Origin of the sequence: Campylobacter sp. CFSAN122748, from assembly GCF_045277125.1 — a bacterium.
In the GTDB taxonomy this organism is placed as follows: Bacteria; Campylobacterota; Campylobacteria; order Campylobacterales; family Campylobacteraceae; genus Campylobacter_D; species Campylobacter_D jejuni.
In genome coordinates this window covers 710,088-726,138 of record NZ_CP116953.1, presented here as the reverse complement: position 1 = coordinate 726,138, position 16,051 = coordinate 710,088, and the positions used below count along the sequence as shown (strand labels likewise).

Sequence of the window (16,051 nt, the reverse complement as noted above, 5' to 3'; positions counted from 1 at the left end):
TTTCATGTTACTCTCCTTTAAAGTATGTTGATATAAATTATTTTTGCATCATCTGAAACTTCAAAGCTAAAATTTACATTTTTCAATGTACTTTTAGCCAACTTTTCTATCTTGTTGTAATTAAATTTATTTTTATTATTTTTCATTTTTTCTAACAAATTTTCTAATTCTTGTTGATTTAACAATCTATTGTCACCATCATAAATTCCAACATCACTTTGTATGAGAATATATTTTCCTTTTGTTGGTTTATTTTTAGCAAGAATTTCCATACTTCCATTTGAAGGAAGATTTATAAGTTTTTCTATAGTCAAGATAGGATTTTTTATTTTATTTGGTAAAATAAAAGTAAAATTTTCAAAGTTATTTACCACTTCTGATTTGACATCTTGAGTATCTATAATCAAACGATTATTTTTAGAAAAATCTTCTTGATGCGGTAGAATTTGAGTGATTATTTTGCCTTTTTTATTTACTTCATGAAAAACAGAACCAGAAAGCAAATCGATATTTACATCTTTAAAGAAATTTAACTCTCCACCTAAATATAAAGTATTGTTATAAGATTTAAAATTTGAAATATCCGAAGTTCCAGATGGAGCTAAAAATATAGCATCTTGATTTTTATACTCATCTATATTTAAATTAACAAGCTCCATGATATTATCATGAGAATTTGCAGACACTCCAGCTATCAACCCCACATAACCTTGTCTTTTATCTGAGGCAGTACTAAAAACTGTGTTGTTGATGATTTTATTAAAAGCACTTTCTTTATCTGCTTTTATGATGCACGAACTTTCCACGGCAGCCGAAGAACAATCTTTAAGCTTTATAAGATTGTTGTTTGCATTTTGAGTTGCTTTTAAAATAATTTTTGAGCCCTTTCCTAAAGAACTCGCTTCGGTTAAACTCTGAATGAGATTATAATTTATTTTATTATTTGAAACATTTTTAGCATTGATCATCAAACTTAAATTTTTAGATGATTTAATATTTTCAAAATTTACTTCATTATTGTTTGATTCATCAGCGATATAGTCTATACCATCTAGCGTAGTTTCACTTGTAATAAAAGCATATAAAGGCAATGAAATAACAGAATCTTTTATACTTAAGGTATTATTATTTGCTTTTCCACTTAAAGTTCTAGCTGCATATACAGTAAATTTATCAGAATAATTTTGTGGAACTTTTTCATAGGTTAAATCATTTTGTATATCAATAATATTAAAATTCGCACCCTCTGTAGCAAAACCTCCGTAAAGATTGTAATAATTTTTTCCATAAAAATTATCACTGATTTTTAAAGGTTTTTTAAGGCGAAATACAATTTTATTTCCATTAGCTTCACCATCGTTAGAATACCCACCATAGAGGTTTAACGATGCATGTGTTTTAATGTTTTTATTAAGATGATCTAATGAGTTAAAATGATAAACTTCTATAGAATTTTTCTCTGCATTACCCTGTAATGTTCTTCCACCGTAAATTTCTCCAAATAAAACAGCATCATAAAAAGTTATTTTATTTTGCGAATTTACCATTAAATCTAAATTTAAATTTTTAATTATTACAGAATTTTTACTTACATTGTATTTTTTAAGATTATTTACATCAGCTAAAGCACCCAAAATTTCAAAGGTCGAACGAGCTGTATACTCACCATCTGGCCCATGAAGGACGATATTAGCTGAATCGATAAGAACTTTATTGTTTTGTAAATTAGAATTTATGCCAAAAGCTCCCATTAAACGAGTAATTCTTTCATCATAAATATCCTTACCTTCTTCATCTGAAAAATACTGGGAATTATGAAGGTCAATTTTTGTATTTGACTCTAAGATTAATTTATTGTCCTTAGCTTCACCATCAAAAGCTACAGATCCTGAAATATAAGGAGCTCCATTTAAGGGCAAGGTGTAGATATTTTCTACACCCATTATTAATATAGGAGTTTTCTTTTAAAATGGTTTGATTGTTAAATCCCCCCCCCCTGTCAGTAAACGCCGCAGTAATTAAATACTTAAAACGATCGCCTTTTTTGAGAATTATTAGGCACTCCACAATCCCCTATGCTTGGTTTGCAAAAATACACAGAAGATAATTCTCCATTTTCTAATATAAGTTTATTATTTGTTGCATTTGTATTTTGAGCATAAGCTGTTACAATAAAAGGTATAAAAGAACTAGGAACGGCTTGAGTATCTGAAGATACGGTTCCTAAAGTGCTAAAAGCTGTTATGATCTCTTCTTTTGAAGTATCCGGAGTTAAAATTTCAAGCTTGGATAAATTTTTATTTCCAGATTTAGGGTTATTATAAATCATAGTTAAATTTGATATAGGATATTTTGACTTAGAAGCATAGAAATTTTTTCCATTAATTTTTTTAAAAATTTCTGCTTGAAGATCATAAACTTGATTATCCTTAAAAGAATGTTCAGAAATATAAAAAATTTTTCCATCCTTGCTTGTAGCCTGAACCGCAGCAAAACAAACCGAAGAAGATAAAACCACACTACAAACGCCCAATCCAAATTTTGCATTTGTCTTATTTGTAAAAATTTTAAAAATATTAAAATATTTTTTCATCTCATTTCTCACTAAAATAAAATCCTTTTGATTTATCGCAAATTGATTATTTGCAACACTATCCCGTATGTCCTGAGTTGATTATAAAATAAAATATTAATTTGATATTTTATTTTTCAATATTTAAATTTAATGAAAATTTAACAAATTTTATATTAATATATTCTTAAATAAAATTTTATTTTAAATATTAAAAAAATACTTTTATAATTATTTAAATATTATCTAAAAGCACAACATTAATATAACTTTTCTAAAAATTGATCCAGACTTAATTAAATATAAATTTAAAATAAGTATAATTTTAAAACATTTTATATCAAAGGAAAAAAATGAAAAAAATATTAAGCATTGCCCTAGTTGCTTTAGTTGGTTTATTTTTAGGTGCTTGTAGTGATTCTAAAAATAAAGAATCAAATGCAAGTGTAGAATTAAAGGTTGGAACTGCTCCAAATTATAAACCTTTTAATTATAAAGAAAACTCAAAACTTACAGGTTTTGATACTGATTTGGTTGAAGAGATCGCCAAAAAAAATGGTATTAAAATTGTTTGGGTTGAAACCAATTTCGATGGATTGATTCCTGCTTTAAAAGCTGGCAAAATCGATATGATTGCCTCAGCTATGAGCGCAACTGACGAAAGAAGACAAAGTGTTGATTTTACCAAACCTTACTATATGAGTAAAAATCTTTATCTTAAGCTAAAAAACAACGACTCTCTTCAAACGAAAAATGATTTAGAAGGTAAAAAAATAGGAGTTCAACTAGGAACTTTACAAGAAAATACTGTAAAAGCTATCAAAAATGCACAAGTACAAAGCAATAAAGATTTAAACATAGCTGTTTTAGCACTAAAAAACAACAAAATCGATGCTATTGTAGCTGATCAAGATACTGCTAAAGGTTTTTTAGCTGAAAATCCAGAATTGGTAAGTTTCTACCAAGAAACAGATGGAGGAGAAGGCTTTAGTTTTGCTTTTGATAAAAATAAACAAAAAGATATTATTGAAATATTTAACAAAGGCATAGATGAAGCAAAAACTGATGGATTTTATAATACTTTAATTAAAAAATATGAATTAGAATAAGCGTGAATTTTCACGCTTATAGCTTAAAAAGTTAAAATTTCATATTTTCTCTCTTTTGCAATTTTTAAAATTTTTTCATCACCATTACATACAAAGGCTTTGCTAACAGACTCTAGTAAAGGTAAATCATTGATAGAATCACTAAAAAAATAAGAATCTTTCATCCATTTTTCATAATCTTTACCCAAATATTCCTTAAGTCTTAAAACCTTGCCTTCCTTAAAGCTATAAATCCCATAAGCTTTTCCACTAAATTTATCACCCACACGCTCGCATTTTATGGCTATGCTTTCTCTCACCCCCAAAAAAGAGGCGATTTTTCTAACTAAAAATTCAGCCGTAGCTGAAATTATAATACACCTTTGATCTTGATATTTGATTATAAGTTCTTTAGCTTTTTCATAAGGTTTTATATAAATTTTTATAAATTCATCTACTAAAGATGAAATTCTATCTTCATTTTTACCCTTAACACTTTGAAGAAAAAAAGTCATAAATTCATCCATATCAAGCTTTTTTTCTTGATATTGTTTTTGATAAAAAACGATTTTTTCTAAATATTCTTGAGGTAAAAAACCTTTTTCAACACAAAATTTAAGCCAAAGTTTAGCACTATCGCCTTGTATTAAAGTATCATCTAAATCAAATAAAACAAGCTTCATTTTAACTCTTTTGCTAAAGAAAGATTGAATTTTAAAGCGATTTTATCACCTGCTTCATAAGTACTATGAGTGCTAAAATTTAAAGTATCTACCTTAAATTCAATTTCTTGCACTCTAACCCTATAGCGTATGATATTACCTAGCAATGATTTTTCTTTGATCTTAGCCTCTAAGCCTTCGTTAGAAATTTCTATGGTTTCAGGACGCAAGGCTATATCTTTTTTAAAATCGTGTTTTAAACCCAAGCTATCAAGCTCTTTAGGGCTTAAAATATTGTAATTTCCTATAAAGCTAGCCACAAAATGAGATTCTGGCAAAAGATAAAGATTGTTTGCGTTGGAATTTTGTATGATTTTACCCTCATTCATTAAAATAATCCTATCGGATAACTCTAAAGCTTCTTCTTGATCGTGCGTTACAAAAATAGTGGTGAGTTCAAGTTCTTTTTGAATTTCTTTAATTTGCACCCTTAAATGCTTACGAATTTTAGCATCAAGTGCCGATAAAGGCTCATCAAGCAAAAGTAAATCAGGTTTAGTCACCAAAGATCTTGCTAAAGCCACTCTTTGCATTTGTCCGCCTGAAAGCTTATGTGGATAAATTTTAGCGTATTCTTCAAGCTCGACGAGTTTTAACATTTTTTTCACTCTTTTTTCTATGTCCTTTTTATCCATTTTTTTGATCTTTAAACCAAAAGCTACATTTTCAAAAATGTTAAGATTTGGAAAAAGAGCGTAATTTTGAAAAACCATACCTATATTTCTTTTTTGAGGACTTAATTTGGTAAGATCTTTATCATTTAAAGAAATTTTTCCTCCATTAATTTGGCTAAGCCCTGCTATACACCTTAAAAGAGTGGATTTTCCACAGCCACTTGGGCCTAAAAGGGTTATAAACTCACCCTTTTTAGCACTAAAATTAATATCTTCAAAAATAATTTTATCCCCATAAGCTTTTTTAAAATTTTTAATCTTTAAATAAGCCATTTTTCACTCCTTAATCAAACTAGCTATAAAAGTTGTTATAAAAATTAATACAAAATAAACTATTACCAAAGCACTAGAATAATGCCCGCTTTGATTTTTGATATTATAAAGATAAACTTGTAAAGTCTCATAAGCACTTCCTACAAGAATATTTGCGTATAAAAATTCGCCTATTAAAAAAGAAAAACTTAAAAAAACTGCCACCAAAATTCCATTTCTTAAATTAGGCAAGACAAGCTTAAAAATCGCTCCCATTAAAGAACCTCCAAGCATAGCATTAGATGCGATGAGTTCATTTAAATTGACATTAGACATAGCATTATCTAAAGCCCTATATATAAAAGGCAAAGCTATAGTAAAATAAGTAAAAATGAGTATCCAAGCTGTGCCTCCTATATTGTCAGCATAAAGTTGCAAAAGCCCCACACAGCTAACTATAGGAGGTACAGCAAAAGGCATGATAATAAGTATATTTACAAAGGCTTTTAATTTTAAAAAATAATAATTTAGCACAAAAACCAAAGGAAAAACAAGAATCACAGAAAGTAAAATACTGCCCACACAAACAAGCAAAGAATGCCAAAGAGCAAGTAAAAATCTTTCATCATGAAAAAGTTCTTGATACCATTTAAGCGTAAGATCATCAGGCAAAACACTTACACCCCAAGAAGTGGAAATAGAATATAAAAAAGTAGCCATTAAAGGCAAAGCTAAAAATAAAAAAACCAAAAACAAAACTGCATAATGATAAATTTTAGCTTTTAAACTCAAATTTTCATTCATTTAAAGCACCTTAAAATTATATTTTTTAGAAAGGAAATTGGCCATAAAGGTAACAACAAGCATGATAATAGTTATAATGATACTTAAAGCACTAGCCATATAAGGATCAAGATTGATATCGCCTGCGATTAAAGCAGCGATTCTTACAGGAGCGACATTAAAATTTCCCGAACTTAAAGCATAAATAGTCGCATAAGCTCCAAAAGCATTGGCAAATAAAATCACAAAAACACCAAACAAAGCAGGAGCGAGCAAAGGCAAAGCTATTTTTAACCAATATAAAAAATTGCCTCCACCTAACATTTTACAAGCATTTAAATGTGAATTTTCAAGACTTTTAAAAGCTGGAAGCAAAAGCAAGATCGCCAAAGGAATTTGAAAATACACATAAACAATATTTACCCCGAAATTAGCATAAACACTAACAAAAGGCTCTATACCTAAATTCTTCAAAAACACATTAACTACACCATTGCTTCCAAGAACTATAATGAAAGCAAAAGCTAAAGGAACTCCTGAAAAATTACTTATCATAGTATTTAAAGAAAAGAGAAAATTACATATTTTTGATGGAGCTAAAATAAATAAAGAATAGCTCGCCAAAAGCCCTATTAAAAGTCCAAAAATACTAGAAATAAAACTGATTTGTAAAGAATTTATAATGCTTTGTAGATAGAATTTGGACTCAAAAATATGTATAAAATTGGCTAAAGAATAAATTTCATCCTCTTCTACATAAAAAGCATTAAAAACAATCCAAATCAAAGGTGCTATCATAAAAAAAGTAAAAACTATAAAAAAAGGTAAAATACTTAAAAAGGCTAGAAATTTTTCTTTCATTTTTTGGCCTTTAAAATTTCATCATTATATCTCTTATCGTGTTTAAGTCCTAAAATTTCACAGACACTGCCACAAATTTCATCCTGTTTTATCTTGGCATTTTCATACGAAAAAGCACTACCAAAAGTGAAAAAAGGCACTAAAATTTCATCTTCGCTTAAGCCTCCATGACTTTTACCCTCTGTCATACCATGATCGCTTGTGATGATTACATTAATACCTTGTTCTAACCAAGTAGGCAAATACTCAGAAATCAAATTATCAACTTTTTTGGTTTTATTAGCATACTCGATAGAGTGTGAGCCAAATTTATGTCCTGCATCATCTATATTCATAGAGTGTATAAGAGTAAAATCTAGATTATATTTGTTTCTTAAATGCTCTCCATCTGCAAATAAATGAGAATCTAAATAATCATCTTCATAATAAAAATGTCCATAAGGCAAAGTTAAATTTTCATCCTCTATATGGCGATGTAAAGAAGGAATAAATTCTTTTTTATTATAAAGCTCAAAAACCCAATGATAAGCTGCGCCTCCAGCTTTTAAGCCTTGTTCTTTACAAAGGTCAAAAATGCTTGTTTGTTTTGAAAAACTCAATTTATTATTAATTATCCCACTTAAAACAGGCTTTACGCCTGTTAATAAGCACTCGTATAAAGGACGAGACATACTAGGAAGTTCGCATTCTAAAGAATAAAATTTGCCTAAATTCTCTTTGCAAAGCGCATTTAAATATCCCATATTTATACTAGCACTTTTACAATTTAAGCCATCAAGCACAACTAAAATAACTTTGGACATCATTTACTCTTTAAAAAATCTTTTACTTCAAGTAAAATAAATTCATTATCATCAGTTTTATTAGGTTCTCTACTTGAAGAATAAGGAAAGTTATTGTCATTTTCTACGACTATATGAGAGTCATCTACTATATCCACACCTTCTATGGTTTCAAAAGGAAAAACAAATTTATCATTTACCAAAGGCTTTTTAGAAATTTTATTTCTATCTTTAATATTTAAAAGATCTATATAAGAAATTTTTTGAGCTTCATGGGTTTTATCATCTAATTTAACCTTGTAAATTCTTTTAAATTGGGCTACATTATTAAAACAATGCTTAGTATCTTCACCTTCTTTGCAAGTCTTATCTTTAGTGCCTTCTTTTTGATCTCTTTCTATGATGATGCCGTATTTATCATCTATCATATTAAAATCACCTATGGAATGGCTTTTATCTTCTAAGAAATATTTATAAGTTTTTCCGGTGAATTTTTTATTTTTTACATCAAATTCTATGATTCTTAGATATTCTTTGCCTTTTTCATTCTCATAAGCGTTGTTATTATAAATGCTTCCTTCTAAAAGCAAATAAAGTTTAGAACCATCTTTAGAGCTTGCCATAGCTTCAAAGCCTTTAGAACGTTTGATATTAAATTTCTCATTTTCTCCATCAGGCTTATCGCTAAATTTTAAACTTGGATTATCAGGAGAAATAAGTTTTTTACCCTCCACATACACATCAAAAACTTCTTTTAAATTCCCATTCTTATCAAAATGAAGCAAATAAGGACCAAATTCATCACCTATATAAAATTCATCATTGATAACCTGTATACTCTCAGTATCAAAATCAACCCCACTTAAATACCTTTCTTTGGTTGTTTCGGTGGTTATAGGATAGGGGTATTTTTTATCACTATCTTTAAAAAAAACTGTTTTTAAAAGTTCGTATTTTGAGTTTTTAAAATCAAATTTAAACTCGTGAGCATAAAGCATAGCATCATAAGAATTATACTTTTTACCCAAGCCATTATCACTAATCACCCAAAAAACATCTTTTTTTGGAATATATTTTATCCCACTATGTCCTTGTATAGGTTGATTTTTAAAAGGTAAATAAAAATCTGTTTCCCTGTTTCCCTTGGATTTAAAAGTTCCAATTTTTTCTTCTCTAGTGATATTTGCAAATTTCCCATAAGTTTTAAAAAAATCAGGAGCATCCTTAGGAGGTTTTACTGTACTTTTAGAATCTATGATAATATGCCCTGCTAAATTGGCCTCATACTCTTGAACTCCAAATAAAACACTGCAAAGCATAGCACTTGTTAAAATAACCTTTTTCATCCAATCTCCTTTATTTCATATCCACTATAACTTTTTCTTGCCAAAGTTGTGGCAATTCTTTAGCGCTTTTTTCCCAAGCTTTTTGATCTTTGATTGCTCTTGCATTTTTGTATTGCTCACTTGGTAAAAGTTTAGCTTTTATATCATCTGGCAAGGTAATATGATCAATTCTTATTGGCCTTGCATAACCTTTTGCTAGATTGATTTGTCCTTTATCAGAAAGTATAAATTCACGGGCTAATTTAGCTGCGTTTGGATGTTTTGCGTATTTATTGATAATAGTTGTATAACCCGAAATAACACTACCATCAGCAGGGATTAAAACTTCATAACGATCTTTGCCCACTTTATCTCTATAGCCTAAACCATTAAAATCCCAAACTAAACCCACTTCAACTTCACCTTTTTCAAGATTGGCTATACTTACATCATTATTTACAAGTCTTCCTTGTTTGGCTAAAGTATTAAAAAAAGCTAAAGCAGGACTTAAATCTTTTTCATCCCCACCTAAGGCATAATTAGCTGCCAAAACTGCACTCACAGCTTGAGCTGCTACACTTACATCACCCACGGTAATTTTATAATTTCCCTTAAGCAAATCTTGCCAAGTTTTAGGTATATCTTTTACTACATCTTTATTGACTATAAAAGCTATGGTTCCTGTATAAGCTAAAAGCCAATTTCCATCTTTATCTTTAGCCCAAGTTGGAATTTGATCCCAGTAGCTTGTCTTAAAAGGCTGAGCTACTCCTTGTTTAACCGCTATCTCTCCAAAAGAAGCCCCTACATCCCCTATATCACCGCTTGCATTTTTCTTTTCGGCTTTAAATTTAGCAATTTCTTGAGCTGAACTCATATCTGTATCACTATGTTCTATGCCATAAAGATTTTTAAGATCTGCCCAAGTATCCTTCCAATTTGCCCAAGTATCAGGCATAGCTAAAGAATTTACCCTACCTTCTGCTTGCGCAGCTTTAATCAAATTCTCATCAATAGCTTGTGAATTTGAAAACAATAAGACAACAAGACCTAAACTTAAGAAAAATTTCTTACTCATTTTTTTCCTTTCAAAAAATATTTTGGAAATTTAATGAGTTTTAGAAACATTTTAGAAACAAGTTAATTTTTAAGCAAACAAGGTTATAATTTTAAAGTCATAAACAAGGAGCGATCATGCTTTATATTTATATCAAAACTCAAAATGCTTTAGTTCAAAGAATCAATTTTAATCTCGATAGTCAAGAACTACCACAAAATATTTTATGGATTGATTTACTTCATCCAAGTGCAGCAGAAATTGCTTTTATATCAAGTGAATTTAATCTTGAGTTTCCTACAAAAGAAGAAAGGGAAGAAATAGAACTTAGCGCAAAATATTGGGAAGATAATGCGACAATAACCATCAATGCTCATTTTTTAGTAAGAGATCTTAAAAGTGATGAAGAAGATAGGAATTTAATCAAGCTTCGCACAGAAATTGTTACTTTTGCTACCGCTAAAAATATCTTATTTACTATAAGATATAACGAATTTAGCACTTTTGAAGAAATTCAAGCAAGGATTTTAGCTAGTCCGAAGAATTTTGAAGATGGTTTTGATATTATTGATAAAATGTTTGAAGTACGCGTTGAAAAAGATGCGGATTTACTAGAATGGATAGATAAAGAAGCAAGACGCTTAAGAACAAGTGTTTTAGAAAAAAAAGATGAATATAGTTATGATGAAATGCTAAAGGATATTTCAAGTTTACAAGAGCTTAATATGCGGGTAAGAGATTCTTTGTTTGATAAGCGTCGCGCTATGACTTCTTTGCTAAAAAGCGATAAAATCGATAAAGATATAAAACAAAATCTCACTATAGTTTTAAAAGACTTAAATTCTTTGGTTGAATTTAGTGTTTCGCAACTTAATATCTTAGATAATATCCAAACCATTTTAGCCAGCCAAATCAACATAGAACAAAACAAAATCATTAAAATTTTCACCGTTGCAACTGTTGCCATGATGCCACCTACTTTAATAGGAACTGTTTATGGTATGAATTTTAAATTCATGCCCGAACTTGAACTTCACTATGCTTATCCCATAGTGCTTGGCGTGATGGTAATTTCTATCATTTTACCTTTGGTTGTTTTCAAGAAAAAAGGATGGTTATAAAAATTTATTAAGGAGAAATAATGGATGCAATAAACATAGGAATTTTAACCCTAAGCGATAGAGCAAGTAGTGGTATATACGAAGATAAAGCCACTGCTGAAATTGAAAGAGTGTTAAATTCATATATAAAAAATGATATTATTTATCATAAAGAATTAATCCCCGATGATTATGATTTGATCATTAAAAAATTACTTTATCTAGCAGATGAAAAAAAATGCGATTTGATTGTTACAAGCGGAGGTACAGGTCCAGCACTTCGTGATGTAACCCCAGAAGCCACGGAAGCCGTGTGTGATAAAATGATGCCAGGTTTTGGAGAGCTTATGCGCTTAGAAAGTTTAAAATATGTGCCAACAGCTATACTTTCAAGACAGAGTGCAGGAATTCGCAATAAATCTTTTATCATTAATTTACCAGGAAATCCCAAAGCTATAAAAGAATGTCTAGAGCCTGTTTTTCCAGCTATACCTTATTGCATTGATTTAATAGAAGGTGCTTATATAGAAGCAAATGATGAAGTTGTTAAGGTTTTTCGCCCTAAGAAAAAATGTCAAAATTAAAAATTTATTAGCTCTGATAAGTCTGCTTAATTGTCTAGCAAGCAGACTTGCCGAAGCTTCATCTTTGCTTATCTTTTGCACTTTATTTTTAAACTTACAAAGTCTGTCATCTAAAATCACATCATTGATTGGAATTTTAGGCTTTTCTTTTTGTTTTTGTGAAATCTTTTTCTTAAAAAACATTCTTTAATCCTTTTTTTATAAATATACACCAACTTAGTTGAAAAGAATATTATTTTAGATTTTAAACTATTAACTTTATTTCATTATTTTAAGCTAGAATTCGCAAAAAACTAATCAAGGAAAAATAATGACTTTAATTGCAATTTTATGTCTTTACACAGCACTTTTATCTTGGATTTCCTATACTCAAATTCGTTTCTTAGAAAGAGAAAAAAACAAACAAGCTCAAATTTTAAGCGAAAAAGACTATCAAAATGCAGCAAATATTGCCATCGAAAATGAAAAATTTAAACTATTTTCCAATTTTTATAATTTAATCATCAATATTGCATGGATAGGTTTTGGATTTTTATACCTTAAAGAATTACTTATCTTAAACAACACTCGTTTTGAAAATACTTTATTTTTATTATCTTTTTTAATAATCACAAGTATTTTAAATCTACCTTTAAGTATTTATGAAAGTTTTATCAAAGATAAAGCCCATGGTTTTTCAAATATGACTGTAAAACTTTTTATCAAAGACACTATGAAAAGTCTTATTTTAACTTTAATATTTGGATTTTTAATCCTTTATACTTTGCTTTTTTGCTATGATTTTTTTGGAACTTTTTGGTGGATTGCAGCCTTTATTTTTGCCTTTTGTATTATAGTGATTATAAATCTCATCTACCCTACCTTGATAGCACCTATTTTTAATAAAATGGAAAAACTAGACGATGAAAATTTACTGAAAAAAATCAGCTCTTTAATGAAACAATGCGGGTTTAGTGCAAATGGGGTTTATGTTATTGATGCAAGCAAAAGAGATAAACGTTTAAATGCTTATTTTGGTGGACTTTTTAAAAGCAAAAGAGTGGTGCTTTTTGATACATTATTAAAAGCCTTAAATGAAAGAGAACTTTTAGCTGTTTTAGGACACGAGCTTGGACATTTTGTTCATAAGGATATTATCAAAGCTTTATTTAACGGCGCTATAACTATGTTTTTACTTTTTTTTGTTTTTGCAAATTTACCTGAATTTGTTTACTTAGAAAGTCATCTAGAAGGAGTAAATGGTGGCGTATTTGCTCTTTTGTTTATCTTGGCGAATATTTTTAGCTTTTTAATCTCTCCTATGCTTAATGCCTTAAGTAGAAAAAATGAATTTGCAGCTGATCAACACGGAGCTAAAGTTACAAGCAAAGAAGATATGAAAAATGCATTGATAGCTCTAGCAAGAGAAAATAAAGCTTTTATCAAAACAAGTAAAATATATACATTTTTTTATCTCAGTCATCCAAGTATTAGTGATAGAATCAAGGCTCTTTCTTGACTATAAAAAATGCTCTTATGGAAGCTAAATCTAGCTTAAAAGGTTATGAAAATGAAGCAGTATTTATACTTTGCGAATATCTAAAAAAAGATAAAGCTTGGTTATTTTTAAACCAAGATATACAAATAGATCATGAACCTTATTTTGAGCTTATAAGGCGTTTTAAATCTGGAGAACCTTTTGAATATATATTTGAAAAAGTAGATTTTTGGGGATTAGAATTTAAGATAAAAAAAGGTGTTCTAATCCCTCGCTACGATAGTGAAATTTTACTTTTTCAAATTTTAAATTTATGCAAAAAAAATACTTTTAATGGGATTTTAGAAATAGGATTTGGAAGCGGAATTTTAAGCATTGTTTTAGCCAAAGAACTTGGGTTAAAAATCACAGCCTGCGATATCAATCCCAAAGCCTTAGAATTAGCTTTAGAGAATGCCAAATTACACAAAGTCGATCACTTGATTGACTTTAAACTTTGTAATTTTAAGCAAATTAAAGAAAATTATGATTTTATTTTTTCAAATCCGCCCTATATTAAAAATTCATATCCTATAGATATTTGGGTGCAAAAAGAACCCAAAGAGGCTTTATTTGGCGGAGAAAAAGGATATGAAATTCTAGAAGAAATCATACATTTTTCCCTTGATAAAAAAGTTAAATTTTTAGCTTGCGAATTTGGCTATGATCAAAAAGAAATTTTGGAAAAAATTTTATATCAAAATAATTTCATTGTTGATTTTTTCAAAGATGAACAAGGTTATAATCGTGCTTTTATAGCTAAATTTACAAATATGCGTTATGATAAAAAATAAAAGGAGAAACTCTTGAAAGCTGTTAATTTATTTTTACTTGGCTCCATCATAGGGGTTGAACTCATACTAGGAATAGTTGTTGCACCAGTAATTTTTTACCCAGCTAACCTTATAGGCGAGGGAGTTTTAAGTCGTTTTCAAAGTGGCTTAATGATGACTCAAATTTTCATTAAAATGGGATATTTGTTAATTTTTGTTTCTATTATTAATTTATTATTTGAAATCTATTCTTTTGCAAAAGAAGATATGAAATTTCAGATTAAATTCTCAAAATTAATGCTTACTATACTCATTTTAATTTTGAGCTTAGTGTTTGTTTTGTATTTTACAAATACCATTATTGAACTTCAAAATTTGGGCGAACAAGCTACAAAAAGCCAAGAATTTCTTAGTATACATAATGCAAGCGAAGTGGTTATAAAAATTATTTTATTAATGCAAGTTTTTCTATATTTCTTAAGCTTTAAAATAGCAAAAAAATGCTAAAATCCAATAAAAATTTATAAGGAGGAGTAGGCTATGATGATCTCTGATGCAAGCATGATGCAACAAAATTATTATTTAAATAATGCTCAAAAAGCTAGTGAAAAAGCTTTAGAAAACATTGCAGCTGTCCGTGCGATAAGTGGGATTGATAGTGCTAATTTAGCTATTGCTGATTCTTTAAGATCTCAATCAAGCACTATAGATCAAGGTGTCGCAAATGCCTATGATGCTATTGGTGTTTTACAAATTGCAGATGCAAGCCTGACAAATATTTCTCAAAGTGCTGATAGACTTAATGAACTCTCCGTAAAGATGAATAATGCAGCATTAAGTGATTCTCAAAAAAGCATGCTAAGAACAGAAGCAACACGCATACAAGAGTCCATTAATGATTCTTTTAATAATGCTACCTATAATGGAAAAAATGTATTCCAAACTATGAATTTTGTAGTAGGAAGTGGAACTGAAACGACCAATTTAAATCCATTGACAACTAGTGGTCTTAGCATAGATAATCAAGACAGTATTACAAATTTTATGGATCAACTTGGTGCTTTAAGAAGTGAAATAGGATCGAGTATCAATGCCATCACTTCTAATATCAATGCTAGTGTGCAAAATAGCATCAATACTAAAGCAGCTGAAAATAATTTGCTGAATAATGATATGGCAAAAAATGTCAATGATTTTAATAGCAATTACCTAAAAGAAAATGCAGCTGCTTTCGTCGCTGCACAATCTAACATGCAACTTCAAAGCAAAATTGCTAGCTTATTACAATGATAAAAGCCCTAATCTAGGGCTTCTCTTTTTATAAAAATGACTTTAGAACAAATTTTAGAAAAAACCAAAAATATCCGTCTTGTAGCAGCAAGCAAATATGTTGATGCAAATATTATCGAAAAACTTTTTACTCAAGGAATTACAGAATTTGGAGAAAATCAAGTTCAAACCCTAGTACAAAAAAAAGAAATTCTTGATAAAAAAGATTTAAATATAAAATGGCATTTTATAGGAACGCTACAAAGCAATAAAATCAATCTTTTAATCAAGCAAAAACCAATACTCTGGCATTCTTGTAATGGATTAAAAATAGCAAAAGCCATGGATAAAAGACTAAATTATAAACTAGATACCTTACTAGAAATCAATAGTGCCAATGAACTCAGCAAAAGCGGACTTAATCCGGATCAAGCTATAGAAGAATATTTACAAATTCAAGAAGAATGTCCTAATTTAAATCTTTGTGGAGTTATGAGCATAGGTTCACACAGCGAAGATCAAAGAGAAATTGAAAAAAGTTTTGAAACAACCTATAAAATCTATGAAAAACTTCAAAAACATGGGGCTAAGATTTGCTCTATGGGGATGAGTAATGATTTTGAAATTGCTATAAAATGCGGATCCAACCTGGTAAGACTCGGAAGCATTTTATTTAAAAATCTTAAGTAAAAC

General features: G+C 29.2%; 16 protein-coding genes and 2 pseudogenes. 8 read left to right on the top strand and 10 right to left on the bottom strand.

From position 1 onward, the window contains the following. Nucleotides 1–17 precede the first annotated feature (17 nt). Both OT390_RS03850 and OT390_RS03845 read right to left on the bottom strand, forming a co-directional pair. A complete protein-coding gene (locus OT390_RS03850) occupies nucleotides 18–1,943 on the bottom strand; it encodes a hypothetical protein (RefSeq protein WP_032587389.1) in 1,926 nt (641 codons plus the stop codon). Next, nucleotides 1,873–2,593 (bottom strand): annotated as a pseudogene (locus OT390_RS03845) (hypothetical protein). The gene OT390_RS03850 and the pseudogene OT390_RS03845 overlap by 71 nt, the downstream one beginning before the upstream one ends. A gap of 332 nt (nucleotides 2,594–2,925) precedes the next feature. Here OT390_RS03845 and OT390_RS03840 point away from each other — a divergent pair. After that, the gene (locus tag OT390_RS03840; protein WP_394535914.1) at nucleotides 2,926–3,681 is read left to right on the top strand and encodes a basic amino acid ABC transporter substrate-binding protein; all 756 of its coding nucleotides are present in this window, start codon (nucleotides 2,926–2,928) and stop codon (nucleotides 3,679–3,681) included. 23 nt (nucleotides 3,682–3,704) lie between these two features. On the opposite strand, the gene OT390_RS03835 is transcribed toward OT390_RS03840, so the two are convergent. From OT390_RS03835 to OT390_RS03805, 7 genes are read right to left on the bottom strand one after another with little or no spacing between them, the layout of a single operon-like run. Then, the gene (locus OT390_RS03835; RefSeq protein ID WP_002781807.1) at nucleotides 3,705–4,343 is read right to left on the bottom strand and encodes an HAD family phosphatase; all 639 of its coding nucleotides are present in this window, start codon (nucleotides 4,341–4,343) and stop codon (nucleotides 3,705–3,707) included. Beyond that, a complete protein-coding gene (locus tag OT390_RS03830) occupies nucleotides 4,340–5,329 on the bottom strand; it encodes an ABC transporter ATP-binding protein (RefSeq protein WP_032586434.1) in 990 nt (329 codons plus the stop codon). The genes OT390_RS03835 and OT390_RS03830 overlap by 4 nt, the downstream gene beginning before the upstream one ends. Before the next feature lie 3 nt (nucleotides 5,330–5,332). Beyond that, a complete protein-coding gene (locus OT390_RS03825; protein ID WP_002781812.1) occupies nucleotides 5,333–6,112 on the bottom strand; it encodes an ABC transporter permease in 780 nt (259 codons plus the stop codon). Then, entirely contained in the window at nucleotides 6,113–6,952 is an 840-nt protein-coding gene (locus tag OT390_RS03820) for an ABC transporter permease subunit (RefSeq protein ID WP_002869026.1), read from the bottom strand. Next, nucleotides 6,949–7,758, bottom strand: coding sequence for an alkaline phosphatase family protein (locus OT390_RS03815; RefSeq protein WP_072224772.1), 810 nt, complete (start codon nucleotides 7,756–7,758; stop codon nucleotides 6,949–6,951). Before OT390_RS03815 ends, OT390_RS03820 begins: the two co-directional genes overlap by 4 nt. Next, nucleotides 7,755–9,080, bottom strand: a complete 1,326-nt coding sequence (locus OT390_RS03810; protein WP_032584657.1) for an esterase-like activity of phytase family protein — start codon at nucleotides 9,078–9,080, stop codon at nucleotides 7,755–7,757. Before OT390_RS03810 ends, OT390_RS03815 begins: the two co-directional genes overlap by 4 nt. A gap of 10 nt (nucleotides 9,081–9,090) precedes the next feature. Continuing rightward, complete coding sequence (locus OT390_RS03805; RefSeq protein WP_002859629.1) at nucleotides 9,091–10,137, bottom strand: ABC transporter substrate-binding protein; 1,047 nt, start codon at nucleotides 10,135–10,137, stop codon at nucleotides 9,091–9,093. Between the two features lie 116 nt (nucleotides 10,138–10,253). On the opposite strand from OT390_RS03805, the gene corA reads away from it, so the two are divergent. Beyond that, nucleotides 10,254–11,237: a magnesium/cobalt transporter CorA gene (corA, locus tag OT390_RS03800; RefSeq protein ID WP_002799370.1), complete on the top strand. Its 984-nt coding sequence runs from the start codon at nucleotides 10,254–10,256 to the stop codon at nucleotides 11,235–11,237. Between the two features lie 20 nt (nucleotides 11,238–11,257). Further along, nucleotides 11,258–11,800, top strand: coding sequence for a molybdopterin adenylyltransferase (gene mog / locus OT390_RS03795; protein WP_032582043.1), 543 nt, complete (start codon nucleotides 11,258–11,260; stop codon nucleotides 11,798–11,800). Here mog and OT390_RS03790 read toward each other — a convergent pair. Beyond that, a pseudogene (locus OT390_RS03790) lies at nucleotides 11,801–11,983 on the bottom strand (molybdenum cofactor biosynthesis protein); the annotation flags it as partial. 127 nt (nucleotides 11,984–12,110) lie between these two features. On the opposite strand from OT390_RS03790, the gene OT390_RS03785 reads away from it, so the two are divergent. Genes OT390_RS03785 through OT390_RS03765 form a run of 5 tightly spaced genes read left to right on the top strand, consistent with a single transcriptional unit; the run spans nucleotide 12,111 to nucleotide 16,048 of the window. After that, on the top strand, nucleotides 12,111–13,298 hold the full coding sequence (locus OT390_RS03785) for a M48 family metallopeptidase (RefSeq protein ID WP_002888878.1): 1,188 nt from the start codon (nucleotides 12,111–12,113) through the stop codon (nucleotides 13,296–13,298). Continuing rightward, on the top strand, nucleotides 13,295–14,110 hold the full coding sequence (locus tag OT390_RS03780; protein WP_002888877.1) for a HemK/PrmC family methyltransferase: 816 nt from the start codon (nucleotides 13,295–13,297) through the stop codon (nucleotides 14,108–14,110). Before OT390_RS03785 ends, OT390_RS03780 begins: the two co-directional genes overlap by 4 nt. Nucleotides 14,111–14,122: 12 nt before the next feature. After that, nucleotides 14,123–14,596: a DUF4149 domain-containing protein gene (locus OT390_RS03775; RefSeq protein WP_394535918.1), complete on the top strand. Its 474-nt coding sequence runs from the start codon at nucleotides 14,123–14,125 to the stop codon at nucleotides 14,594–14,596. A 33-nt stretch (nucleotides 14,597–14,629) separates the two neighbouring features. Next, the gene (gene flaC / locus OT390_RS03770) at nucleotides 14,630–15,379 is read left to right on the top strand and encodes a flagellin C (protein ID WP_002776533.1); all 750 of its coding nucleotides are present in this window, start codon (nucleotides 14,630–14,632) and stop codon (nucleotides 15,377–15,379) included. A gap of 36 nt (nucleotides 15,380–15,415) precedes the next feature. Continuing rightward, complete coding sequence (locus OT390_RS03765) at nucleotides 15,416–16,048, top strand: YggS family pyridoxal phosphate-dependent enzyme (RefSeq protein ID WP_052800295.1); 633 nt, start codon at nucleotides 15,416–15,418, stop codon at nucleotides 16,046–16,048. Nucleotides 16,049–16,051 lie beyond the last annotated feature (3 nt).